The sequence below is a fragment of the Pseudomonas sp. DSP3-2-3 genome (genome assembly GCF_049898225.1).
In the GTDB taxonomy this organism is placed as follows: domain Bacteria; phylum Pseudomonadota; class Gammaproteobacteria; order Pseudomonadales; family Pseudomonadaceae; genus Aquipseudomonas.
In genome coordinates this window covers 1-24,907 of record NZ_JAFCXH010000007.1, presented here as the reverse complement: position 1 = coordinate 24,907, position 24,907 = coordinate 1, and the positions used below count along the sequence as shown (strand labels likewise).

Below are 24,907 nucleotides of genomic sequence, written 5' to 3'. Positions count from 1 at the left end.
GGTCCTCAGAAACCCAGGCTCAAGTGTTCGGCAATCGGCCCCAGTGCCAGGGTCGGCAGAAAGGTCAGGCCGCCCACCAGCAAAATGGTCACGGTCAGCAAAGTGACGAACAGCGGGCCGTGGGTCGGAAAGCTGTTCAGGCCCAGTGGTGCGGTTTTTTTCATTGCCAGACTCCCGGCCAAGGCCATCACCGGCAGGATGTAGCCGAAGCGGCCGATAAACATCGCCAGGCTGAGCATCAGGTTATGGAACACCGTATTGGCACTGAAACCGCCGAACGCCGAACCGTTGTTGGCGGTGGCCGAGGTGTAGGCGTACAGCAACTGGCTGAAACCGTGCGGGCCAGGATTGCTTACCGACGCCAGCGGCCCGGGCAGACTGGCCGCCACCGCGCCGAGCACCAGCACGCCCACCGGCATGACCAACAGCGTTGCGACCAGCAGCTTGACCTCATGGGCCTGGAGCTTTTTGCCGAGATATTCCGGGGTGCGGCCAATCATCAGACCGGCCAGGAACACCGCGATCAACACGTTGAGCAGCATGCCGTTCAGACCCACACCGACGCCGCCAAAGATCACTTCGCCGACCATCATGTTGGCCAGGGCGACCATGCCGGTCAGCGGGTTGAGGCTGTCGTGCATGGCGTTCACCGAGCCGTTGGACGCCGCCGTGGTGGCGGTCGCCCAGAGCACGGTCGCGGTGGTGCCGAAGCGACTTTCCTTACCTTCCAGCGGCGCGGTCTGTTCAACGTTGGCGATATTCAGCGTCGGATTCGGTTGATACTCGGCCCACAGCGACACGCCGCCGCCGATCAACAGCAAGGCCAGCATGCAGGCGACGATGGCCCGGCTCTGCCGCAGGTCTTTCACGTAATGACCGAAGGTGAATACCAGCGCTGCCGGAATCAGCAGGATCGACACCAGCTCGAACAGGTTGCTCCACGCCGTCGGGTTCTCGAACGGGTGCGCCGAGTTGACCCCGAAGAAACCGCCGCCGTTAGTGCCCAATTGCTTGATCGCGATCTGGCTGGCAGCCGGGCCCATGGGCAGGCTTTGTTCGGTGCCTTGCAGCGTCAGCGCATCAACGTAATGCGCGAAACTCTGCGGCACGCCCTGCCAGACCAGAAACAGCGCGAGCACGATGCACAGCGGCACTAGCCCGTAGAGCGTGACCCGGGTCATGTCCGCCCAGAAGTTGCCGAGGTTTTGCGTCGAGCGCCGACTGATCCCGCGACAAAATGCGAGCAGCACAGCGATACCCGTCGCCGCACTGACGAAGTTCTGCACGGTCAGGCCGACCATCTGGCTCAAATAGCTCAACGATGCTTCACCGCTGTAGCTCTGCCAGTTGGTGTTGGTGACGAAACTCATCGCGGTATTGAAGGCCAACGACCATTCCATGCCCGGCAACTGTTGCGGGTTGAGTGGCAGCGCGCCCTGCCCCAGCAGCATGGCAAACAGCAGGATGAAACCGGCCAGATTGAAGGCCAGCAGCGCGAACAGATAGGTTTTCCAGTTCTGCTCGACCTTGGGATCAATGCCCGACAGGCGATAGCAGATGTTTTCCACCGGACGCAGCACCGGCGTCAGCCAGGTCCGCTCGCCTTCCACCACTCGATAATAGAAACGTCCCAGCAGCGGCGCGGGCAGCAGCACCAGCGCCAGGAAAGCCAGGATCAATAGATAGTCATAACTGTGCATGGCTGCTCCTAAGTCCGGCCTGCGCGTAGCAGCGCAACCAGCAAGTAAATGAACAGCCCTGCCGCCAATAGCAGGGACACCCCATCCAGAACGCTCATCGAAATACTCCGTCGCTGCGGCGATTGCCGCGTGTGAGCCATTGTCGGGAGAGAGGGTGTAAAGGAACGAGATCGACGGCGCTGGCGCGGCGTAAAGAAGGCGTAAAAATAGGCGTGGAACACCGCAAATCCGTTGGAGCGAGGCTTGCCCGCGCATCAGTGTCAGACCGCTCGTCTCGCCAACACATTGGCTCCTACAACTCTGGTGGCGCCACCGTGCCACCTGTTACTTCTTACAGGTTCCAGATTCTGCGCAAGGCGTTATCGTGACGAGGTGCAACAAACGACATGGAGTCGACGATGAATCATTCAGCACATAAAACCGTCCACGTAGCCAACACCCATTGGCACATGGCGGCGCCGACGGTGCAACTGACCGTCAAGGAAATGGAAGTCCTGCAATGGGCAGCCTTGGGCAAGTCCGCCTGGGAGATCTCGCGCATTCAGGACCGTACGGAGGCGGCGGTTAACTTCCACATGTGCAACATTCGCCGCAAATTCGGGGTTAATTCCCTCAGAGCCGCGTTGATCAAGGCCATTGAGCAGCGGGTGATTTTGCTGTAACGGCACTCTGACGCGGGCTTTTGTACCGATATAGATACATTCCCGACATTCCCCCGACATCCGATCACCCCACCCTTTCGCCGCGCCTCCCGGCGAAGTAGCATGCAGGGGCGTTGATCATCAACAGCGGCCAGTGATGGCGGCATCACCAGGCGGCAGTCGCATCATGCAAGCAAGCACCGACATTCCTGTAGACAATACGCCGGTATCGGATCAGCGCTGGAACACTCGCGCGTTGATCGTCGACGATGATGTGCCGATCCGCGAGCTGCTTTGCGATTACCTGGCGCGCTTCAACATTCAGTGCCGGGGGGTGACCGATGGCAATGAAATGCGCCAGGCGCTGGAGCAGGAAACCTTCGACGTGATCGTGCTGGACCTGATGCTGCCGGGTGAAGATGGCCTGTCGCTGTGTCGCTGGCTGCGCGGCACCTCGGACATTCCGATTCTGATGCTCACTGCCCGCTGCGAACCCACCGACCGCATTATCGGCCTGGAACTGGGTGCCGACGACTACATGGCCAAGCCTTTTGAGCCGCGCGAACTGGTGGCGCGGATCCAGACCGTGCTGCGCCGGGTACGCGATGACCGCAACGATCAGCGCTCCACGGTGCGCTTCGATGCCTGGCGCTTGAACAGCGTGCTCCGTCAGCTGACCGCCGCCGATGGCTTGGTGGTGCCGCTGTCCAACGCCGAATTCCGCTTGCTGCGGGTCTTTCTGGAGCGGCCGCGCCGGGTGCTGAGCCGCGAACAGTTGCTGGATGCTGCACGCGGTCGTTCCATCGAAGCCTTTGATCGCAGTATCGATTTGCTGGTCTCGCGTCTGCGCCAGAAGCTCGGCGACGATCCGAAGAGTCCGCAACTGATCAAGACCGTGCGCGGCGAAGGTTATCTGTTCGACGCCAGGGACATCGGTTGATTCGCTCCGCCGACACCCTGTTCGCCCGGCTGTTCGGTGGGGCGTTGGTCGCTATTTTTCTGGCGCATTTGCTGGCGTTCACCTGGTTCACCATGTATGGCTTTCCGCCTCCGCCGCCCCCTGAAGCTGGCAACCCTCAGCATCAATCTGCCGAATTTCAGGGTGAGCGCCCTCCTCCACACACGCCCCAACGAAAACCACCGCTATTTGGCGGGCCCGTCGTGCCGCTGTTTTTTCAGACGATTACCCTGGTGATTGCTGCCTGGTACGGCGCCAAAGCGTTGAGCAGGCCGATCCAGCACCTGAGCGAGGCCGCCGAGCGGCTCAGCGAAAATCTCGACAGCCCGCCGCTGGAAGTCAGCGGCCCGCGCGAAGTGCGGCAGGCCGCGCAGACCTTCAACCTGATGCAGGAACGCATCCGCGATCAAGTGCAGCAGCGCGGTCGCATGCTGGCGGCGGTGTCTCATGACCTGCGCACGCCGCTGTCGCGGCTGAAACTGCGAGTCGAGCAGATCGACGAGCCGAAACTGCATAGCCAGATGAGTCAGGACCTCAACGACATGATCGGCATGCTCGACGCGACGCTGACCTACCTCAATGAGCAGCGCAACAGCGAGGACCTGCAACTGTTCGACTTGCAGGCGCTCATTGAGTCCTTGACCGAAAACGCTCAGGACAATGGCGATGACGTGCAGTGCAACGGCGGCTGCAAACCGCTGAGGATCCAGCCCATGGCGTTGCGTTCCTGCATCAACAATCTGATCGACAATGCCTTGCGCTATGCCGGGCAGGCGCGGGTCGACATCAAGGATCAGGACGATCACGTGACTGTGGCAGTGATCGACAACGGGCCAGGCATTGCCGTCGAGCAACATGAAGCGGTGTTCGAACCTTTCTATCGCCTGGAAGGCTCGCGCAATCGCAACTCCGGGGGCGTCGGCATGGGCATGACCATTGCCCGGGACGCCGCGCGGCGCATGGGCGGCGACCTGACCCTGGAACAAACACCCGGCGGTGGCCTGACCGTGCTCCTGGACCTGCCTCGGCGTTGATCCGCCCGTGTGTCTGGCGCGATACAAACCTTACATACCCTCGACAACTCCCGCCTTGAGGCTGCATAAGCCGGTGCACCGCCACCGGCCCAATCCAACCTGATGGGAGTTCGTCCGATGATCAGTGGCGTCAGCAATAGTTATTCGAGCTATACCAGCACGAGTGCAACCTCAAGCGCGAGCAGCAAGAAATTCCAGGAACAGTTACTGGCCAAGCTCGATACCGACGGCAACGGAAGTATCAGCAAGGACGAACTGAGTACGGCAGTTTCGTCCTCCGACAGCAAAGACGGGATCATGGTCAGCCTGAGCAAAGCGTTCAGCGATCTGGACAGCAATGACGATGACAGCCTGGATTCAGACGAACTGGCCGCGATGGCGCCACCGCCTGCGCGGCAGATGGCACCGGACACTGATGTCGCCGAAAACCTGCTCAGTTCCCTGGACAGTGATGAAGATGGCGCGATCAGCAGCGATGAACTGACCACTGGCCTGACCAGCGCCGGCAGCAGCGCCGACAGCTCCCAGGTGTTCGATGCGCTGGACACCAACGAGGACGGCACCGTCAGCCTCGACGAACTGACCGCCGCGCTACAACCGCAGCAACCGCCACCGCCGTCCGCCGCTGACACCAGTGCGCAGTTGATGAGCGCCCTGGACACCGACGGCAGCGGCGCCATCAGCGCCACCGAACTGACCAGCGCTCTGGATGCCAGCAGTGACGACAGCAGCAACGATGCAGCGGCTCAGGCACTGAGCAAGATGGTTGCGGCATTGAGCGAGCGTTATGACACTGAAGGTAGCAAGCCGGTTGGCAAATACCTCAACGTCGCGGCGTAAAAGGGCTCACAACCTGGAGGAACAAACTTGGTGGGAGCGAGCTTGCTCGCGAAGGCTGCTTATCAAGCGATAAATATGTATCGCCTTTACTGGCCTATTCGCGAGCAAGCTCGCTCCCACCCGTTTACCGCCGATCCTCGCGCACCCAGTCAGTCAAGAGGCTGTAAGCCACCGCCAGCAAGGTCGGACCAATAAACAGGCCGATGAAACCGAACGCCAGCAAGCCGCCAAACACACCCAGCAACACGATCACCAACGGCAGGTTGCCGCCGCGGCTGATCAGGTAGGGTTTGAGCACGTTGTCCACGCCGCTGATGATGAACATGCCCCAAAGCCCGAGGAAAATGGCCATTCCGTATTCGCCATTCCACGCCAGCCAGGCCGTGGCCGGAATCCAGATCAAGGGCGGGCCCATGGGAATAAGGCTGAACAGGAACGTCATGATGCCCAGCACCAAGGCGCCCGGCACGCCCGCAATCAGGAAGCCGATCAACGCCAATACTGCCTGCGCCGCCGCTGTCCCGATCACGCCGTTGACCACGCGTTGCACCGTGCCCGCCACCAGTTCCAGGTAGTACTCGGCGCGCTCGCCGATCAAGCGCTCCAGCAGGCTGAGCACGAATGCCGCCAGACGCGGCCCATCGCGGTAGAAGAAGAATACGAAGACCAGACTCAAGGTCAGCTCCAGAATCCCTCCGCCGATCTGCGCACTGCGCGCCAACAACCAGTTACCCACCTGACCGAGATAAGGCCGCAGCGTGGTAATCATCGCCGCGCCCTGCTGATCGATGGTGTTCCAGAACGCTACCAGCCGCTCGCCCACGATCGGAACTCCAACCAGCCAGGTGGGTGGATCAGGTAAACCGTCGACCTGCACATCTTTGATGAAGGCCGTGGCATCACGCACATGATCGGCCAGATTGAAACCCAGCCAGACCAGCGGCGCGGCGACCAGCAGCATCCAGCCCAGAGTCAGCACCAGCGCCGCCAGCGACTCGCGGCCCTTGAACCAGCGCGTCAACAGGCGCATCAGCGGCCAGCTGGCAAACGCCAGCACCGCGCCCCAGAACAACGCCGACCAGAACGGCGCCATCACCCAGACGCACGCACTGAGCAACGCCAGGAGCAGGATCTGCACCAACAGGCGATCGTTATTGAACATGGGTCTATCCAGTAAAAAGAAGATCAGAAGCGCAGAGCATAACGGCGATCACTGAACGCGTCAGTGTTCGCTGTGTGCAAAAGTGGATTCAGTGCAGCTCAAGGTGAGTCAGGTCAACGTATGACGTCGATAAACAGGCCCGGCTTGTCGCTGCCGCCTGCTTCCAGCCGCGCGGCACGTACGCCTTTGGCAATCAATGCCTGGCGCCAGGCTTCGGCATCGCTGCCGCCAATGGTCACCCGCAACGAACTGTCCAGATTCAATCCCCTGGAAACCAGCGTCACCCAGGTTTCCTGTGGCGCGCCGGCCAGCCGTGGCAGCGCCAGTTTGCCGGTGCTCTTGAGTTGCCGCAGTAGTGTCGCCGAGGTCGGCAACAGATCGCCCAACGGTGCGCTCGAATCGAACTGCTCGACATGCAGATACGCGCGGCGGTTGCCACGGGTGATGCTGTACAAGGCCACCAGGGTGTCACTTTTCGGCTCTGCCAGACGTAGCAGCAAATAAGCTTGCTGTTCGTCCGCGCCATAGAGTTTGGAATTACCGAACACTTCATTGGCCCACAGGCTGCTTTCGCCGCAATCACGCGCCTGGCACCAGAACAGCAGTTCTGCGCCTTGGGCCTGCAGGGCTTCGCGAGCAGCAGTAAAGGCTTCATCGGAAGTGCGTTCGGCGGGAATCTGATAGGTCACGCCGGTGACATTGCCACGGGCGCTGACCTGCCCATCGAAGCGCAGCTGACCGCTGATCTTGCGGATCGAGCCCATGGGATAGATGCGTTCGAGCTCCGTAACGGGGCGGTAGTCGACAATTTCGGCGTCGGTCAGGCGCGGCACGCTATCCAGATCGCGACTGCCTGGAACATCGGCAGCCCAAGCGCTCAGGCTGAACGCCGAGGCACACAAGGTGAGTCCAAGAGCACTGGTAAAACCCATGACTGCTCTCATCGATGCAAGGTTAATTGAAGGAAACGGGCAGGTTTGCCAGGCAAGCGATCAGGTGAGGCGGTGCGGACATCCATTGATTCAACTCCTGTTTCAACCCGCCCAGCCTCGGCAGTTGCCAGGCGCAAGTCAAGGAGTGGCAAAGAAGCGATTGAAACAGTCTGCGACAAGAACCGCACCGGCGTCGTCATTCAAATGCAAATGATGGCCGCCCGGCAGGCTTGTCACCTGAAAAGGCAGTGCCGTCAGCAGCGCTTGATTCTGCGCCAGCATGCCCTCCTGCGCCACGATCAATTGGGTCGGACAGCGAATTGCCGCGACGAACGCCAGCGCTTGCTCACGCGTGATGCGCACGGCCGAGGGCAAGGTCAGTCGATTGTCGCTGCGCCAGGTATAGCCACCCGGTACCGGCATCAAGCCACGCTGGGCCAACAGCTCGGCGGCCTCATGGCTGACCGCGACTACGCCTTTCATGCGCGCGCGAATCGCGTGGTCCTGATCGGGATAGACCGGCTTGCGCTTGCTGCTCAGTTTCAATTGCGCCTGCAACGACTTGCCCAATTGCTCCGGGGCATTCTCGACCTCGCCAGTGGGCGGGATCAAGCCATCGATGAGCGCCAGTCGAGTAATCCGTTCGGGCAGCGCGGCGGCGAGAAACACAGAGATAATCGCCCCCAAGGAATGCCCCAGTAACGAGAACTGTTGCCAGCCGAGCTGCTCGGCGACCTGCAAGACATCATGGGCGTAGTCCGGCAATGCATAGCCGGCGCCGTGCGGGCGATGCTCGGAATGGCCATGACCGGCCAGATCCAGGGCAACGATGCGCAGACCTTCAAGCCTGGGCGCCAGCCGGGCAAAACTGTTGGCGTTGTCCAGCCAGCCATGCAAGGCGATGACCGGCTGGCCGTCTTCGGGACCGAACAAATGCGCGGCCAGTTCGATATGCGGCAAACTCAGGCGGACTTCTTCGACCGGACGGCTCATGCGCTGACCTGCGCAGTGTCGAGCGCAGCCCAGCGAGCAAATAACGTCTTGAGCAGTCGCGCGGTGGCCTCCGGCTGTTCCAGCGGGAACATATGCCCACCGGGCATCGACAGGTATTCGCCCAGGGGCAAGCGCCGCACGGAACGCGCATGGTGACGCATTACCACCCGACTGTGCTCGCCGCGCACCATTGCCAGCGGAACCTGAAGCTGCCCGGAACGGCCGGGCCTGGTGTGCGGAACGCTGCGGTAGATGCTGATTTCCGTGGCCGGGTCAAAACGCAGGCGCAGCTGTTCGCCATCGGTCTGTAGCCCATGAGTTAGATAGGCATCGAAGCACTCGGGATCAAAACGCCGAAACAAGGTTTTGCTGGCGAAATAAAGCCGCGCGGCATCCAGGTCGGCAAAGGCTTCGCGGCGTCCCAGCGTGCGGCCGGCCGGGGTAATGCGATCGATGAAACCAAAGCGTTTGGCGGCACGGATCATCCACTGATCGGCCAGGGTCAGCACCGGAGAATCCAGCATGACCACGCCGCGATACAGCTCAGGACAACGTAGCGCGGCATGAAAATGCAGCACGCCGCCCAACGAATGGCCCACGCCCCAGACCGGCTCGGGTTGTTCGCGCAGGTGATGGATCAGCTCGTCAACCAGATTCAGCCAGTTGTCATCGACCGGGAAACGCGGGTCATGGGCATGCTGTTCCAGATGGCTCACGACGTAATCCGGCGCCAACGCCGTAAACAACTTGCCGTAAGTGGCCGACGGAAAACCGTTGGCATGAGCGAAGAACACCTGTTGCGACATGCCGGCATATCCAGTGAGCAAACCAGTAACGATTGTGCGCAGTGGTCGTGCCTTCGGCAATGACTGGAAGTGCCATCAAGGATGACACTCCGGCCATGCAGCGGCAAAAAAGCGGCTTAGCGGCTTGGCGGTTCCTGTCCCAGCGGCACCACGGCGATGGTCAGACGCGAAATGCAGCTGGTCTTGCCTTCATCGCTGGTCAGGCGGATGTCCCACACGTGGGTGGTGCGGCCGATATGGACCGGGCGCGCCACGGCGGTGACCCGACCGCTGCGCAGGCCGCGCAGGTGATTGGCGTTGACTTCAAGGCCTACGCAAAAAAATTTGCTGGTATCGATGCACAGATAGCTGGCCGTGGAGCCGACCGATTCGGCCAACACCACCGATGCCCCGCCATGCAGCAGGCCGTAAGGTTGGTGCGTACGATGATCGACCACCATGCTGGCGGTCAGCGAATCGTCGGTAAACGACTCGAAACGGATGTCCAGCCATTCGAGGATGGTGTTCTTGTTCAGGGCATTAAGTTGTTCGATGTTCGGTGTATCGCGCCACAGACCCATGTTCAATCCTTATTATTGGGCGCTCGTAGAAGCTGAGCGCCAGACGCGCCAACTATCTTTCACCACCGCCCGCCTGCGCAAGCGCTGATGTTTTTTCAGGCAGGCGTTGACCCGGGGTTTCCTTGAGCCGCCCGGTCAGGCGCAGATTGCCTTGCTCGTCCAGCTCGCCCCTGTCCCCCGTGTGCAGGAAACCGTCGGTCATAGTCTCGACGGTTTTCAGCGGTTGCTTGAAATAACCAAGCATGGTCGCGCCGCTGCGCACCAGCACCTCACCATCTTCCGCCAGCCGCACCTCGACCTGCGGACACGGCGGGCCGATCCAGCCGCTCTTGTGCTCGCCTGGCCGGCAGATGTGCGAGTAGCCGCAGTTTTCAGTGGTGCCGTACGCCTCCAGGACATCCAGCCCGAGCCGTTGATACCAGTGCAGCAGGTTTTCCGATACGGGCGCCGCGCCCGTCACGGCAACCCGTAGCGCATCCAGCCCAAGCCCCTTGCGAATGTTGCGTCGGACCAGCCTGCCAAGCAGCGGCACACTCAACAGCACGTCCAGGCGCGCGGCGGGAATCTTGCTATAGACGCTCATCTGGAGTTCGCTCCAGATCCCCGGCACGCCAAACAGCGCCGTGGGCCTCGCGCGCTTCAGATCGTCGACAAAGGTGTCCCGGCCTTCGGCGAAGAATACGGTTTGCCCGGCGTAGATCGACGCCATTTCCACGAACATTCGCTCGGCCACGCAGCACAGTGGTAAACAAGACAGCAGCCGGTCCTTCTCGCCCAGTCCGAAGATGCCGCTGCCATGGGTAACGGCAAATGCCAGGGTGCCGAAGCTGTGCATGACACCTTTGGCTCGTCCGGTGCTGCCGGAGGTGTAGATGATGGTCGCCAACTGATCGTAGCGCCCGGTGGGGTTGTCCTGGATCGGCGACCAGGCTTGCAATTCAGCCCAGCGAAAATCGAACGAACCTTCCGGGCTGAGCGGCAGCGCCACGGTCGGCAACCCGGCGCTGACACCGCAACTGATGCCCGGCCAGTCGTCGAGTATGCCGACGAACACCATCGCCGCCTCCGAGTGCTCCAGCACCTGAGCGACCGCTCCCGCGCTGAGGTTCGGATTCAACGGCACCGAGACATGCCCGGCCATCCAGATCGCCAGGTCGGCAATGATCCAGTGTGCGCAGTTTCTGGAAAGGATCGCGATGGAGCTGCCCTGTGGCAGTCCTTGGCGCCGTAACCAGTGCGCAGCGCGGCGGGCCTGATTACCGACCTCGGACCAGCTCAGCTTCTGAACCTGTCCACCCGCCATCGGCTGGACCAGAAAACACTTGTCCGGATGACGATCCTCACGATCATAGAAACGGCTCAAGGGCAGACTGATGGCGGTAGTCATGGTTCATGTTCCTTATTGTTATTGGGCAAGCGTAGTCGACCCGGTATTCACCCGGTGCTTGCGCAGCAATAAAAAGGAGGAACGGTGCAGGACCTGCTGGAGCGAGGCTTGCCCGCGCAGGCGGTGTTGTGCAGGACCTGTGGGAGCTAGCTTGCTTGCGAAGGCGATGTTTCAGGCGCCGAAGATGTGTCGGGTTTACGGACCTTTTCGCGAGCAAGCTCGCTCCCACGGATTGTGAGGTGGCGGACCTGAACACATGCTCGACTGTAGACCCGTTGGAGGCTTGCCCGCGAAGAACGATAACGCGGTGAATCAGGCCGCCCAGGCGTCTGGTTGGCGGGCAAGCCTCGCTCCAACGGCTCGAACGGGTTCAAACGTGTCGAACGCTGTCCAGCTCCATGGCCCCGGCCAGCGGAAAATCACCCGACAGTTCGGCCAGGCTTGCGGTGCCCATGGGCTGAGGCTGTTGGGTGCTGCCGTGAACTGCGAGGCCGATCAGCGCGCCCACCAGCGGTTGATGGCTGACCAGCAGGATATCGTCGCTGGCATAAGCGTCCAGATGACTCAAGACCTGGCGAGGATCATTGTCCGGCGTGAGCCAGGGCACGATGACCACCGGCTCGCTGAACCCCAAGGCTTGCCTGACCAATTCGGCGGTTTGCCGGGCCCGCACATAAGGACTGGCGATGATGCGCTGCAAAGGCTGGCCCATCAGATGGGCCGCGCTGTGCAGCACTTGCTCACGACCATGACGGGTCAGCTCGCGCTCGGCATCGCTGCGCGCCTGCGCCTGGGCTTCGCCGTGGCGCAGGACCCAGACTTTCATAACTTTGGCTCTTCGTCACGTACCGGATGCGCAGTCGGCGGAACGCTGTGCGGCGCTTCACCTTCGGGTGCGCGAGGCGCCGGCCAATCGGCAAATGGCCAGGGTTTCTGGTCGCTGTGAAAGGTGCCGTAGCGACCGATCTGGGCCAGGAACTGGCTCAGACTGTCGCCGAAGTTCATCAGGCCGCCACTTGGTGCGCCGTAGATAAGCCGATAACACAGTTGCACCAGCACCACGCCCGCCAGGACGACTTCGGCAACGTGCCAGACCAGCACAAACAGCACCATCCAGAGGACGCGCAGCAAAATTGATTCATGTTGCTTGAGTTTGGAATCGTTCAAGACACTCTCCCGCAAACAAAAAAGGTATTCAGTTGAAACCGGTGGTGGAAATGAAGTCGACATCGGTCTTGGGTTCGGCACGCATGAGCTGCTCGATGACCTGTTTCAGGGTACGACCCTCGAAAAGGATAGCGTGCAACCCTGCGACCAGCGGCATATAGACTTGCAGCTCGTCCGCCTTGACCTTGAGCACCTTGAGGGTATTGACCCCTTCGGCCACTTCACCGAGGCGGTTGACCGCTTCGTCCAGACTCAGTCCCTGCCCAAGGGCGAAACCGACCTGGTAGTTGCGGCTTTTCGGCGAGGAACAGGTCACGATCAAATCACCGACGCCCGCCAGGCCGAGAAACGTCATGGGGTTGGCACCTTGATTGACTGCGAAACGGGTCATTTCTGCCAGCGCCCGGGTAATTAGCATGCTCTTGGTGTTTTCACCCATCTCCAGCGCGACCGCCATGCCGGCGATAATCGCGTAGACGTTCTTGAGCGCGCCGCCCAACTCCACGCCAAAGCGATCAGCGCTGGCATACACCCGGAACGTGCGACCGTGCAACGCAGCCTGCACCTGTTGGCACAACTCCTCGTCCTCACTGGCCACAACCGTGGCGGTCAGCGCGTGCTCGGCGATTTCCCGGGCCAGATTCGGCCCCGACAACACGCCAATCCGCGCTTGCGGCGCGATTTCTTCGAGTATCTGGCTCATCAGCTTGAAGGTGTGCGCCTCGATACCCTTGGTCAGGCTGACCAGCATCTTGCCGCTCAGGCGCTGGACATGAGGCACCAGGACCGAACGCAAGGCGCTGGAAGGCAACGCCACGAAGACCAGCTCGCTGCCGTCGAGCGTGGCGGCCAGGTCCGTGGTCGGTTCGACTTCAGGACGAACCTTGATGCCTTTGAGATAGCGAGGATTCTCGCGATTGACGCGAATTGCTTCGGCCTGTTCCGGATCGCGCATCCACTGCCGGACCTGACGACCGTTTTCTGCCAACAGGTTGGCAATGGCCGTACCGAAGCTGCCGCCGCCGAGAACCGCGACTGGTTGCTGTGTGGTCATAAAACCATCCATCTAGAGCCATCTGATTTTGGCGATGGCGGCATTATACGGAGCGTTGCTGTGTCAGCCAGCGACAAACTGTGTCACGGCGCCGCTCCAGCGCTGTATTTCACCTTCGGCGCCGACGACCGGGGGTAAGTTCCATGGAAATAAGCCACGTCTCGGTTCCCATGCGCGACTATTACTGGAATCATTGGGACCACCGGCGATTGGAAAACTTCGCTGCACGACAGGAATCACCGGGCGGATGAGTATGGATACAGCGTTGGGCGTATGGATCGGACATCTGGGCTGCATCGTCACCGGCCTGCTGCTGGCGAACAGCGCGTGCGCAGCTGACGTACTGTTGACGGCCACCGAAGACAGCCCCGTAGTGCAGGCCTTTGTCAGCGACCTGGCCCAGCGCCGGCCCGAAGATACGGTGCGTTTCGCCGCGACCGGGAAGCTGCCCGTACCCGGAAAAATCCCGCAACATACCCGCCTGATCCTGCTCGATCCGGGCAGCCTGGATTGGCGCCTGCTGGACAGCCAGGGGCCGGCGACCCTGGTGCTGCGCATCAGTCGGATCGAGGCTCATCAGCGCCTGGCAGAGAAACGCCCGCCGAACCTGAGCCTGCTGTGGAGTGACCCACCCGTCTCACGACAGCTCAAACTGATCCGGCAGTTGTTGCCGCAAGCCAGGCAGGTCGGAGTGCTGTTCGACAGTGACAGCCAGTTCCTGCTCAAGGAAACCCGCCACGCTGCCGCGCCGCTGGGCTTGAAGATCGTGTCCCAACCCTGGCGATCTATCGCCGACAACCGCCCACTGAGCGCCTTGTTGAGCCGCAGCGACGTATTGCTCGGGCTGGACGATACCGAGCTGTACAACGCCAAGACGGCCAAGAACCTGTTGCTCAGCAGCTACGCACAACAACTGGCGCTGCTCGGCCCCAACGCAGGTTTCGTCAAGGCTGGCAGCCTGGCCAGCACTTACAGCGACCAGCACGATTGGCTCGACACCCTCGATGCGCTGCTGGATACGCCTCCCGCCAGTTGGCCGCGCGCGTTCTATCCTCCGTACTTCAAGGTCGTGAGCAACCCGCGGGTCGCACGCTCGCTCGGCATCGCCCCCATCAATGACGCTGCGCTGACCGCGCAGCTGACCGATGCGGAGCGCCAGCCATGAAGAAACGCCGCCAATGGGATATCAATACCCGCACCCAGATGATCAGCCTCGGGCCTGCGTTGCTGTTGACACTGTTGCTGATCAGCTTTTTCACCTTTGTGCGTATCCAGGACCTGCGTCAGGAGGTCAACCACACCGGTCAGCTGATCGCCAACCAACTGGCTCCCGCGTCGGAATACGGGGTTATCGTCGGCAATGACGAGGTGCTCAGGGGGCTGATGCGCGCCACTTTGTCCACGCCTCACGTGCGTTTCGTTGAAGTGCAGGACAGCGCCAACAATGTTCTGGTATTCGTCGAGCAACCCGGCAGAAACGGCGGCAACCCCAAGCAGGTGGAGATTTTCCAGGCACCGATTCGCTCCCAGCGGATCAAACTCAGCAACGACTTTCTCGGCGCTCGTGCAGAAGCAACCAAGCCTGTGGAAGATTATCTGGGCCGGGTTTTGGTGGGCATGTCCAACGACGCGTTCAGCCAGCGTCAGCAGGAGATCCTCCTCAAGGCGGCCATTCTGGCGTTGTTCGCCCTGCTGTTTACCTTCCTGCTGGCTCGTCGCCTGGCCTCCAGCCTGTCACAACCGATCAGTGACATGGGCGATGCGGTCAAAGCCATCCAGCAAGGCGATTACAACACGCCGCTGCCGGTGCCCGACGACGCCGAGCTGGGTGATCTGGCGCGGCATATCAACAATCTGGCCTTCAATCTGGAAAAAGCCAGCCGCGAACAACAGCAATCCATCGACCAGTTGATTCAGGCCCGGGAAGAAGCCGAAAGGGCCAACCGGGCCAAATCCGATTTTCTGGCGATGATGAGCCATGAGCTGCGCACGCCCATGAACGGCGTGCTGGGCATGTTGCAGTTGCTGGAAACCACACGCATGACCGAGGAGCAGGTCGAGTACGCGGCCCTGGCGACCGAGTCCACGGAACATTTGCTCAAGGTCATCAACGATATTCTCGACTTCTCGCGGATCGAACGTAATGCCCTGCAAATGGAGAACATCGCGTTCAATCTCGCCGAGGTCATGACCACTTCGACCCATGCGTTCCAGCACAATGCCCAGCAACGGGGCCTGTCGCTGCAACTGGATCTGCAGGTCGGGCTTGGCTCTTTCAATGTCTCCGGCGACCCGACCCGGCTGCGCCAGATCCTGGTCAACCTGATTGGCAACGCCCTGAAGTTCACTGAAACCGGCAGCGTCTGTATCGAGGCCGGTTACCAGGAACTGGATACGCAGCGGGTTTTATTCACCTGCACGGTTCGCGACAGCGGCATCGGCATTTCGCCAGATCGCCTGGAGTCGATGTTCGATGCCTTCCAGCAAGCCGACAGTTCAATCTCCAGGCGCTACGGCGGCACAGGCCTGGGCCTGCCGATTGCGCGCACCCTGGCTGAGCGCATGGGCGGCTCCCTGAGGGCCGCGAGCGAGGAAGGATTCGGTTCGACATTCACCCTGGAGCTGGCGCTGACACGATTGCCGGTGGAAGTTGCGGGTCCGGCCGGGGCTTTGGTTGACCCGGAAGATGACGACGGCCAGGACCGCTGCGTGTTGCTGGTGGAAGACAATCAAGTCAATCGCACGGTGGTTCAGGCAATGTTGCACAGTCTCGGCTTTCAGGTGAACGTCGCTACCGATGGCGCCCAGGCCGTGAGCATGGCGGGCAGCGGCAATTACGCGGTGATTTTCATGGATTGCCGACTGCCGGTCATGGACGGCTATGAAGCGACCCGGCGCATTCGCCAGATTCCAGGGCTGGAGCAGGTGCCGATCATCGCCCTGACCGCCAACGCATTGCAGGGTGATCGAGACGCCTGTTTACAGGCGGGGATGAACGATTACCTGGCAAAACCGTTCAAACGTACTGATTTGCAGCAGGTTTTACAGCGCTGGCTGTCCTTTCGGACATCTGCGACTGGCGATAAATGCTAAATTGCGGCAGTCTTGGTAGCCGTATCGACAATAGAAGTCGGTCGGATGACAAATTTCAGTGCACAAGTGTGCTTTCATTTCCCTTGTGCTGTGACTTTCACTACAACGCAATAGTCTATGAGTAGGCTGCCGGCAGAGTCCTGGCGAGTCAGCCGGCCAGGACTGGATCCTGGGGCAAATGGCGCCCCACCCTGCCGCACCAGATTATTGAGGAGCTCGCATGACCAAACAAAACGCCTTTACCCGGGAAGACCTGCTGCGTTGCAGTCGCGGCGAGCTGTTCGGCCCAGGTAATGCGCAACTGCCCGCCCCCAACATGCTGATGGTTGATCGCATCACCCACATCAGCGAAGGCGGCGGCAAGTACGGCAAAGGTGAATTGGTCGCCGAGCTGGATATCAATCCAGACCTGTGGTTCTTCGCGTGTCACTTCGAAGGCGACCCGGTAATGCCAGGCTGCCTGGGCCTTGATGCCATGTGGCAGCTGGTCGGTTTCTTCCTCGGCTGGCAGGGTTTGCCGGGCCGTGGTCGTGCATTGGGCTCGGGCGAAGTGAAATTCTTCGGCCAGGTACTGCCAACTGCAAAGAAAGTCACCTATAACATCCAGATCAAACGTGTCCTCAAAGGCAAGTTGAACCTGGCCATTGCTGATGGCTCGGTCACTGTCGACGGTCGCGAGATCTACACCGCCGAAGGCCTTCGGGTCGGCGTCTTTACCTCCACTGACAACTTCTAAGGGTTATCCGCATGCGCCGCGTCGTTATCACTGGTCTGGGCATCGTTTCGTGCTTGGGCAATGACAAAGAGACCGTCTCCGCCAACCTGCGTGCAAGCCGCCCTGGCATCCGTTTCAATCCGGAATATGCCGAAATGGGTCTGCGTAGCCAGGTTTCCGGCTCCATTGACCTCAATCTTGAAGAACTGATCGATCGCAAGATCTATCGCTTCGTCGGCCATGCGGCAGCTTATGCCTACCTGGCCATGAAAGACGCCATCACCGATTCGGGCCTGACCGAGGAGCAAGTCTCCAATCCGCGCACCGGCCTGATCGCCGGCAGCGGCGGCGCGTCGACGCTGAATCAGATGGAAGCGCTGGATATCCTGCGCGAAAAAGGCGTCAAGCGCGTCGGTCCGTATCGCGTTACGCGGACCATGAGCAGCACGGTTTCAGCTTGTCTGGCCACGCCGTTCAAGATCAAGGGCCTGAACTACTCCATCGCTTCTGCCTGCGCCACCAGTGCTCACTGCATCGGCAGCGCCATGGAACAGATTCAGATGGGCAAGCAGGACATCGTTTTTGCCGGTGGTGGCGAAGAAGAACATTGGAGCCAGTCCTTCCTGTTCGACGCCATGGGCGCACTGTCCAGCCAGTACAACGAAACTCCGGAAAAAGCTTCCCGTGCCTACGACGCCAAGCGTGACGGTTTCGTCATCGCGGGCGGCGGCGGCATGGTCGTGGTCGAAGAGCTGGAACACGCTCTTGCTCGCGGCGCGAAGATCTACGCTGAAGTCGTGGGTTACGGCGCTACGTCCGATGGCTACGACATGGTTGCGCCAAGCGGCGAAGGCGCTATCCGCTGCATGCAGATGGCTCTTTCAACCGTCGAAGGCCCGATCGACTACATCAACACTCACGGCACCTCGACTCCGGTCGGCGACGCGAAAGAGATGGAAGGCGTGCGTGAAGTGTTCGGCACCAACGCTCCAGCCATCAGCTCGACCAAAAGCCTGTCCGGTCACTCCCTGGGCGCCGCCGGCGTTCACGAAGCGATCTACTGCATGCTGATGATGGAAGGCAACTTCATGGCCGGTTCGGCTAACATCGACGAGCTGGACCCGGTCGTCGCTGATATGCCGATCCTGCTCAAGACTCGGGAAGATGCAAAAATCGACCAGGTCATGAGCAACAGCTTCGGTTTCGGCGGCACCAACGCCACGCTGGTAATGAAGCGCTGGCAGGGCAAGTAATTCGCCCTGATTCGCAGCTGTCAGAAAGGCGCCTCTCGGGGCGCCTTTTTTATTGGGTCGATCCAGCCGATGCAGGTAGGATATTTCCTTTTGCATGCGCGTCCAGCCGAGAAATCCTGATGCTCACGATCAAACCCCGTGCCGAAGACGTCGAAGGCCAACCCATTCTGCGCCCCCTGCCCTCGGCCAAATGCCGCAGCGTCGGACCATTCGTGTTTTTCGATCACATGCTGGAAACCGACTACGCGCCGAGCACCGGCATGAACATTCGCCAGCACCCGCATATTGGCCTGTCGACCCTTACTTACCTGTTTGAAGGCCGCCTGCTGCACAAGGACAGCCTGGGCAGCGACCAGCAGGTCGACGCGGGCGAAGTCAGCTGGATGACCTCAGGCGCAGCCATTGCCCACATCGAACGCACGCCTGACGATCTTCGTGCCAGCGGCTCCAGGATGCACGGCCTGCAAATCTGGCTGGCATCGCCAAAGGCAGTTGAATCAGGCGCAGGCCATTACAGTCATCATCCGGCCAGCAGCCTGCCGGTCAGTGATGCAATGGGCATCCAGATCCGCATGATTGCCGGCAGCGGGTTTTGCCTGACCTCACCGGTGCCGGTGTTGTCACCGACGCTTTACGCCGAATTGCACATGCAGACGGCCACGACGCTGCTGATCCCCACTGAACATGCGGAACGGGCGTTGTATGTGCTCAGTGGCGATGCGTCATTAGATGGCGAAGCCGTAGAAACCCGCAGCCTGGTCGTGCTTGATGCAGGCCAGGAAGTGACGCTGTGCGCGGACAGCGAATGTCACGCGGTACTCATCGGCGGCGCCCCGCTGGACGGCCCGAGGCGGATGAACTGGAACTTTGTCGCCAGTGATCCGGCCTTGATCGAAGCGGCTCGCCAGCGTTGGGCAACTGGAGACTGGCCGACAGTGCCGGGGGAAATCGGCAGAATTGAATTGCCTTAGACGCCCTTCCCGGACTGAACCGGTTACATGGGCATCAAAGCATTCCGTTGGAGATTCTATGTCTGGGGGTTGCTCACGAACATAGAATCTCCAACGGATCTGCACGTACAGCCGATGCATTTGCGTCTACTGGAATGCCGTCTTCCCGGCTAAAGCCGGTCCCACAGTGGGACCGGCTTTAGCCGGGAAGGCGTCGGTTCAGACAATACGTCTGGCGCCTGGCGGTTGCCCCCGGACATAGAATCTCCAACGGGTTCAGCGCCGTCCTTTGCAACGCCAACAAACGCGCTGAATGCACCCGTCTCTTCGCGAATAAATTCGCTCCCAATCAGTCCTTGAACACTTCATCCAGCAAATTATGCATCGAGGCAAAGGCGCGCTTGGCGGTCTTGGCGTCGTACATCATCTTGCCTGGAGTCTGCGCATGGGGATCAGTGAACGAGTGCACCGCGCCGCCGTAGCTGGTCAGCTGCCAATCGACGCCTGCAGCATCCATCTCGGCTTCAAACGCAGGCAATTGCTCTTTCGGCACCAGCGGATCGGCTGCACCGTGCAGAACCAGCACCGAGCCTTTGATGTTGTTCGCATCAGCCGGGTTCGGCGTATCCAGCGTGCCATGGAACGACACGGCGGCCTTGAGATTAGCGCCGGCACGAGCCAGTTCCAGTGAGCAGCAACCACCGAAGCAGAAGCCGAACGTGGCGACCTTGTCGGCATCGACCGGCGCGTCGGTCTGGCTCAGCAGTTGCTCAAGCGCCGCCTGCATGCGCTTGCGCAGTTCAGCGCGGTCATTCTTGAGAGGCATCATCGCTGCACCGGCTTCATCGCCGTTCTGCGGGCGTGTGCCCTGCCCGTAAAGATCCACCAGCAAGACCACATAACCTTGCTCGGCCACGGACTGGGCGATTTTCTCGGCATCTTCGCTGACGCCCATCCAGTTCGGCGCCATCAACAGGCCCGGACGCGATGAAGCGTCGCCGGAGTCAAATACCAGACGGCTTTCGTACGGCTGGCCATCGATCTGGTACACCACGGAACTGACAGTAACGTTGCTGCTCATCGCTGACTCCTCAATCATTGAAAGAAAAATGCACGGACCAAAATCAGAAAACCCGCCGAAGCGGGTTTTTGTAACACGTCGAGTTAAACCGACAGTTCAACGAGTAGCTTGTTCAGCCTGCGCACGTAAGCAGCCGGATCTTTCAGACTGTCACCAGCGGCCAGGGCCGCCTGATCGAACAGGATATGCGACAGATCATCGAAGCGCTCTTCGCTCTGCTCGGCGTCCAGCTTGCCAATCAGCGGGTGAGCCGGGTTGAATTCAAAAATCGGCTTGGAGTCCGGAACCTTCTGCCCGCTGGCTTCGAGGATCTGGCGCATTTGCATGCCCAGATCAGCCTCGCCAATGGCCAGAATTGCTGGAGAGTCGGTCAGGCGATGGGAAACCCGCACTTCACTGACAGACTCGCCCAGCGCGGCTTTCAAACGCTCGATAAGACCTTCCTTATCCTTGGCGATTTCTTCCTGAGCCTTCTTGTCCTCTTCGGAATCAAGCTTGCCCAGATCCAGATCACCACGCGCCACATCGACAAAACCCTTGCCGTCGAAGTCGCTGAGGTAGCTCATCAACCACTCGTCGATGCGATCGGTCAACAGCAGCACTTCGATGCCTTTCTTGCGGAAGACTTCCAGGTGCGGGCTGTTTTTGACCTGAGCGTAGGTTTCGCCAGTCAGGTAGTAAATCTTGTCCTGACCTTCCTTGGCCCGAGCCAGGTATTCGGCCAAGGCAACGACTTGCTCGCCGCCGTCTTCGTGAGTCGAGGCGAAACGCAGCAGGCCGGCGATTTTTTCCTTGTTGGCGAAATCTTCCGCCGGGCCTTCTTTCATGACCTGACCGAAGTTCTTCCAGAAACCTTTGTATTGCTCAGGCTCGTTCTTCGCCAGTTTTTCCAGCATGTCCAACACACGCTTGGTCAGCGCGGACTTCATTGAGTCAATGATCGGATCTTTCTGCAGGATTTCCCGGGACACGTTCAGGGACAGGTCATTGGAATCGACCACACCCTTGATGAAGCGCATGTACAGCGGCAGGAACGACTCGGCCTGATCCATGACAAACACGCGCTGCACGTACAGTTTCAAGCCACGCGGCGCTTCACGCTGATACAGGTCGAACGGAGCACGGGCCGGCACGTAGAGCAGCGAGGTATATTCCAGCTTGCCTTCAACCTTGTTATGGCTCCAGCTCAGCGGGTTCTCGAAGTCATGGGCAACGTGTTTGTAGAATTCCTGGTACTCCTCGTCCTTCACTTCAGTGCGTGAACGGGTCCAGAGTGCGCTGGCGCGGTTGACGGTTTCCCATTCAACGGCAGGCGCTTCTTCACCTTCGGCAGCAACCTGTTCTTTCGGCAGCTCGATCGGCAAAGCGATGTGATCGGAGTACTTCTTGATGATGTTGCGCAGACGGTAACCGTCGGCGAATTCATCTTCAGCACTTTTCAGGTGCAGAACGATACGCGTACCGCGTTCGGCTTTTTCCAGGGTAGCGACTTCGAATTCGCCTTCGCCCTTGGAGGACCAATGCACGCCTTCGCTGGCTGGCGCGCCCGCACGGCGGCTGAATACTTCGACTTGATCGGCAACGATGAAGGCCGAGTAGAAGCCCACGCCGAACTGACCGATCAGATGTGAATCCTTTTTCTGATCGCCAGACAGGTTCTTCATGAAATCTGCAGTGCCGGATTTGGCGATGGTACCCAGATGGGTGATCACATCTTCCCGGCTCATGCCGATGCCGTTGTCTTCGAGGGTGACGGTTTTCGCGTCCTTGTCGAAGCTCACACGGATTTTCAGCTCGGCGCCGCCTTCAAGCAGGTCCGGTTTGGACAGTGCTTCGAAGCGCAGTTTATCCACGGCGTCAGAGGCGTTCGAGATCAATTCGCGAAGGAAAATTTCCTTGTTGGAATACAGCGAATGGATCATGAGGTGCAGCAGCTGCTTTACCTCGGTCTGGAAGCCCAGGGTTTCCTTTTGAGTTTCCACACTCATGGTCATCAAACTCCAATCAGATGGCAAAGCCACCAGACAAGACATGTATCTGTGTCGGGCGGCGGGTAGTCATCAAAGTGGGGGCTGGGACCGGGATTTCAAGGGCGCGCAATTGCGCATCAACGATTCTTCGAGCGCAGCACACGCAATGAATGGCGCGATGGGGCCAATGCCAATGATTTTCTCGGAATAAAGCAGCACCGGCGTCATGCCATTTAGGTTGGCGCACATGCCGACCGCGCCAAAAGCTGACAATCAGGCAACGCCGCAGGAAGAACGCCTGAGGCGCTCAAGTACGACGGTTTCACGCATGCGCGGCGTTCATTTCCCGGCTGCAGTAGTTGCAAAATGCTTCGGTGCCGTCGCGGATTCAACGCGAAGCCCTTGATACACAAACACAATCTATCTGAGCGATCGCTGGAACTTAATGAAAAGCCCAACGCTCGAAGGCTCGTAGATATTCAATAAGGAGAAACACCCCATGCGCAAATCTTTAGCTTATGCCTTGATGCTTTCTGCCACTTTGGGCCTTGCCGCCTGTGACAAGAAGTCCGAAAACACCCAGCAAGATGCCAACAAAGCTGCACAGCAATCCCAGGAGTCGATGGAGAAGGCTCAGGACAAAGTGAACGACGCCGCTAAAGAAAGCCAGGAAGCTGCACAGAAAAATGCAGAAGCCGCTCAAGAGCGCGCAAAAGAAGCCAATGGTCAGGCCCCGGCGCCAACCACGACCAAGTAAGCTGAGAGGTTTTCAGACAATAAAGCCCGCAATTGCGGGCTTTATTGGTTTTTGGCAGATGACTTTCAGATCACGTCCGGGGTAACCATCAGCCAATTGCATCCGCCTTTTTTTGATGATGTGTCACGCCAGCGCTTCGCTGCTCTTGCCCAGCACACGATCGATCACAAAGGCAACGAACAGCATCATCAACGACGGCACCAGCCAGGCCAGGCCTTGATCGCTCAGCGGCAGATTCGCCAGAGTGTGCGGCATGCTGTCGGCAAAACCTGCGCCCTTGATCGCATCGATAACACCAAACACCGCCGCCACCAGCATCACCGGCGCGACGATCCGGCTTTGGGATTGCCAGAAATCCTTGCAAAAACTCAGGGCTACGAGAACGATGCACGGCGGGTAAATGGCCGTCAGCACCGGGATCGAGAACATGATCAGCTTGGTCAGGCCCAGATTCGATACCAGCAAGGAGAACAGCGCCAGAATCAGCACCAGTGCCTTATAGGACAATGGCAGCGCCTGGCTGAAGTACTCGGCACAGGCGCAGGTCAGGCCCACGGCGGTTACCAGACACGCCAGGGAAATCAATACGGCCAGGAAACCGCTGCCCAGGGAACCGAAGGTGTGCTGCACGTAAGCATGCAGCACCGCCGCGCCGTTGCTCGCTACTGCTGCCACCGCGTGACTTCCAGAACCGAGGCGGAACAGGCTGATATAGACCAGTGCCAGCCCTACCCCGGCAATCAGTCCGGCGATGATCGCGTAACGGGTAATCAAAGCCGGTGACTCGACCCCACGTGAGCGAATCGCATTGACGATGACAATCCCGAAGACCAGCGCGCCCAGGGTGTCCATGGTCAGGTAGCCATTGATGAAGCCTTGGGAGAACGGCGCCGCGGCATAGGCAGGCTCGGCAATCCCGACATCCCCGGCAGGCAGCGCGAAGGCTGCAATACCCAGCACGGCAAGGGCGATAATCTTCAAGGGCGCCAGAAAGCGGCCCACGGTATCGAGCAGACGCCCCGGATACAGCGAAACCCAGAACACCACCGCGAAATACGCCAGGCTGTAGAGAAACAACGCCATGGGGCTATCGCCTGTCAGCGGCGCAAGGCCTACTTCAAACGAAACTGTCGCCGTTCGCGGCGTCGCGAACAACGGACCCACCGCCAGATAGCACACCGCTGCGAGAATGCCGCCAGCGACCTTGCCAATGGGGCTGCTCAGCGCATCCATGGCGCCACCGACCTTGGCCAGAGCGATGACCGTAACCACCGGCAAACCTACCGCAGTGACCAAAAAGCCCAGGGCAGCCATCCACACATGGGGACCAGCCTGCAAACCAACGATTGGGGGGAAGATGATATTGCCAGCCCCGACGAACAGGGCAAACGTCATAAAACCAAGTGCCAGGATGTCCCGGCCTTTCAACACTTTCATCAGAAGGAAACCACACATTCAAATCGGAATTTAGAGGGGGATTTCCCGGTGGATAAGGGAAATGCTGCCAGCCCTTATAGGACCGACCCTGACTGCGCCGGGGCTCCTTGTGAGATCCACCCAGCACAAAATGGCGGCTAGCCTAACCAACTTGCAGGTGTTTTGCACTGATAAAGGGCGTGCGACCGATGAGCGCACCCTTTGTGAGCGAGCTTTATGAACGCCGAGAATCCGTTGGAACGTGGCTTGCCCGCGAGTCGGTTGCCCAGCAAGCACCGCAGTCGGCTGAACGAACACCTTCGCGGGCAAGCCTCGCTTGTATGTTTAGACTTGAAGGGGTGGGTGGGACTAAAAGCCTAGCTTCTGACTCATACCAGTACAGACCGTTGGAGACTTCGTCCCACCCCTTCACCAAAT

22 protein-coding genes and 2 pseudogenes are annotated in these 24,907 nt (G+C 59.8%); 10 read left to right on the top strand and 14 right to left on the bottom strand.

Annotation, left to right across the window (positions count from 1 at the left end; translation table 11 throughout):
* Positions 1-5: 5 nt before the first annotated feature.
* Positions 6-1,700, bottom strand: a complete 1,695-nt coding sequence (gene kdpA / locus ACP7E4_RS10325; protein WP_426118889.1) for a potassium-transporting ATPase subunit KdpA — start codon at positions 1,698-1,700, stop codon at positions 6-8.
* A gap of 8 nt (positions 1,701-1,708) precedes the next feature.
* Positions 1,709-1,798 (bottom strand): K(+)-transporting ATPase subunit F, encoded by a 90-nt coding sequence (kdpF, locus tag ACP7E4_RS10320; protein WP_044901127.1) that lies wholly within the window; start codon positions 1,796-1,798, stop codon positions 1,709-1,711.
* Positions 1,799-2,149: 351 nt separating this feature from the next.
* Between kdpF and ACP7E4_RS10315 the strand changes: the two genes are divergently transcribed.
* The 4 genes from ACP7E4_RS10315 (at position 2,150) to xopAW (ending at position 5,173) form a co-directional block, all read left to right on the top strand.
* Positions 2,150-2,362, top strand: a complete 213-nt coding sequence (locus ACP7E4_RS10315) for a helix-turn-helix domain-containing protein (protein ID WP_426118920.1) — start codon at positions 2,150-2,152, stop codon at positions 2,360-2,362.
* A gap of 166 nt (positions 2,363-2,528) precedes the next feature.
* Positions 2,529-3,281, top strand: coding sequence for a response regulator (locus ACP7E4_RS10310; RefSeq protein ID WP_426118891.1), 753 nt, complete (start codon positions 2,529-2,531; stop codon positions 3,279-3,281).
* On the top strand, positions 3,278-4,333 hold the full coding sequence (locus ACP7E4_RS10305; RefSeq protein ID WP_426118892.1) for a sensor histidine kinase: 1,056 nt from the start codon (positions 3,278-3,280) through the stop codon (positions 4,331-4,333). Before ACP7E4_RS10310 ends, ACP7E4_RS10305 begins: the two co-directional genes overlap by 4 nt.
* A 117-nt stretch (positions 4,334-4,450) precedes the next feature.
* Positions 4,451-5,173 carry a XopAW family type III secretion system calcium-binding effector gene (xopAW, locus tag ACP7E4_RS10300; RefSeq protein WP_426118894.1) on the top strand — a complete coding sequence of 241 codons (723 nt, stop codon included), beginning with the start codon at positions 4,451-4,453 and terminating at the stop codon, positions 5,171-5,173.
* Positions 5,174-5,297: 124 nt separating this feature from the next.
* On the opposite strand, the gene ACP7E4_RS10295 is transcribed toward xopAW, so the two are convergent.
* From ACP7E4_RS10295 to ACP7E4_RS10255, 9 genes and pseudogenes are all read right to left on the bottom strand, one after another.
* Positions 5,298-6,335, bottom strand: a complete 1,038-nt coding sequence (locus ACP7E4_RS10295; RefSeq protein WP_426118896.1) for an AI-2E family transporter — start codon at positions 6,333-6,335, stop codon at positions 5,298-5,300.
* Between the two features lie 113 nt (positions 6,336-6,448).
* Complete coding sequence (locus ACP7E4_RS10290) at positions 6,449-7,267, bottom strand: DUF4892 domain-containing protein (RefSeq protein ID WP_426118898.1); 819 nt, start codon at positions 7,265-7,267, stop codon at positions 6,449-6,451.
* Between the two features lie 138 nt (positions 7,268-7,405).
* Complete coding sequence (locus ACP7E4_RS10285) at positions 7,406-8,260, bottom strand: alpha/beta fold hydrolase (protein ID WP_426118899.1); 855 nt, start codon at positions 8,258-8,260, stop codon at positions 7,406-7,408.
* 1 nt (position 8,261) lies between these two features.
* Positions 8,262-9,066: pseudogene (locus ACP7E4_RS10280) on the bottom strand (alpha/beta fold hydrolase); the annotation flags it as partial.
* Positions 9,067-9,182: 116 nt separating this feature from the next.
* Positions 9,183-9,626 (bottom strand): hotdog fold thioesterase, encoded by a 444-nt coding sequence (locus ACP7E4_RS10275; RefSeq protein WP_426118901.1) that lies wholly within the window; start codon positions 9,624-9,626, stop codon positions 9,183-9,185.
* A 118-nt stretch (positions 9,627-9,744) separates the two neighbouring features.
* Positions 9,745-11,013 (bottom strand): annotated as a pseudogene (locus tag ACP7E4_RS10270) (AMP-binding protein); the annotation flags it as partial.
* A 370-nt stretch (positions 11,014-11,383) separates the two neighbouring features.
* Positions 11,384-11,839, bottom strand: a complete 456-nt coding sequence (gene sixA, locus ACP7E4_RS10265) for a phosphohistidine phosphatase SixA (protein ID WP_426118903.1) — start codon at positions 11,837-11,839, stop codon at positions 11,384-11,386.
* The gene (locus ACP7E4_RS10260) at positions 11,836-12,180 is read right to left on the bottom strand and encodes a DUF4389 domain-containing protein (protein WP_426118904.1); all 345 of its coding nucleotides are present in this window, start codon (positions 12,178-12,180) and stop codon (positions 11,836-11,838) included. The genes sixA and ACP7E4_RS10260 overlap by 4 nt, the downstream gene beginning before the upstream one ends.
* Positions 12,181-12,208: 28 nt before the next feature.
* Complete coding sequence (locus tag ACP7E4_RS10255; RefSeq protein WP_065834556.1) at positions 12,209-13,234, bottom strand: NAD(P)H-dependent glycerol-3-phosphate dehydrogenase; 1,026 nt, start codon at positions 13,232-13,234, stop codon at positions 12,209-12,211.
* Positions 13,235-13,481: 247 nt separating this feature from the next.
* On the opposite strand from ACP7E4_RS10255, the gene ACP7E4_RS10250 reads away from it, so the two are divergent.
* From ACP7E4_RS10250 to ACP7E4_RS10230, 5 genes are all read left to right on the top strand, one after another.
* Complete coding sequence (locus ACP7E4_RS10250; protein ID WP_426118906.1) at positions 13,482-14,399, top strand: ABC transporter substrate-binding protein; 918 nt, start codon at positions 13,482-13,484, stop codon at positions 14,397-14,399.
* A complete protein-coding gene (locus ACP7E4_RS10245) occupies positions 14,396-16,327 on the top strand; it encodes a response regulator (protein WP_426118908.1) in 1,932 nt (643 codons plus the stop codon). The genes ACP7E4_RS10250 and ACP7E4_RS10245 overlap by 4 nt, the downstream gene beginning before the upstream one ends.
* 220 nt (positions 16,328-16,547) lie before the next feature.
* On the top strand, positions 16,548-17,063 hold the full coding sequence (gene fabA, locus ACP7E4_RS10240; RefSeq protein WP_020289312.1) for a 3-hydroxyacyl-[acyl-carrier-protein] dehydratase FabA: 516 nt from the start codon (positions 16,548-16,550) through the stop codon (positions 17,061-17,063).
* Between the two features lie 11 nt (positions 17,064-17,074).
* Positions 17,075-18,295, top strand: coding sequence for a beta-ketoacyl-ACP synthase I (gene fabB / locus ACP7E4_RS10235; RefSeq protein ID WP_426118910.1), 1,221 nt, complete (start codon positions 17,075-17,077; stop codon positions 18,293-18,295).
* A 119-nt stretch (positions 18,296-18,414) separates the two neighbouring features.
* Positions 18,415-19,266 carry a pirin family protein gene (locus ACP7E4_RS10230; protein WP_426118912.1) on the top strand — a complete coding sequence of 284 codons (852 nt, stop codon included), beginning with the start codon at positions 18,415-18,417 and terminating at the stop codon, positions 19,264-19,266.
* A gap of 328 nt (positions 19,267-19,594) precedes the next feature.
* Here ACP7E4_RS10230 and ACP7E4_RS10225 read toward each other — a convergent pair whose 3' ends face one another.
* Together ACP7E4_RS10225 and htpG are read right to left on the bottom strand one after the other, a co-directional pair.
* On the bottom strand, positions 19,595-20,326 hold the full coding sequence (locus tag ACP7E4_RS10225; protein ID WP_426118914.1) for a dienelactone hydrolase family protein: 732 nt from the start codon (positions 20,324-20,326) through the stop codon (positions 19,595-19,597).
* An 83-nt stretch (positions 20,327-20,409) separates the two neighbouring features.
* The gene (gene htpG, locus ACP7E4_RS10220; RefSeq protein ID WP_426118916.1) at positions 20,410-22,314 is read right to left on the bottom strand and encodes a molecular chaperone HtpG; all 1,905 of its coding nucleotides are present in this window, start codon (positions 22,312-22,314) and stop codon (positions 20,410-20,412) included.
* 481 nt (positions 22,315-22,795) lie between these two features.
* On the opposite strand from htpG, the gene ACP7E4_RS10215 reads away from it, so the two are divergent.
* Positions 22,796-23,053, top strand: a complete 258-nt coding sequence (locus tag ACP7E4_RS10215) for a hypothetical protein (RefSeq protein ID WP_020289317.1) — start codon at positions 22,796-22,798, stop codon at positions 23,051-23,053.
* A 123-nt stretch (positions 23,054-23,176) separates the two neighbouring features.
* Here the strand turns inward: ACP7E4_RS10215 and brnQ are convergent, their stop codons facing one another.
* Positions 23,177-24,490, bottom strand: a complete 1,314-nt coding sequence (gene brnQ / locus ACP7E4_RS10210; protein ID WP_426118918.1) for a branched-chain amino acid transport system II carrier protein — start codon at positions 24,488-24,490, stop codon at positions 23,177-23,179.
* Positions 24,491-24,907: the final 417 nt, after the last annotated feature.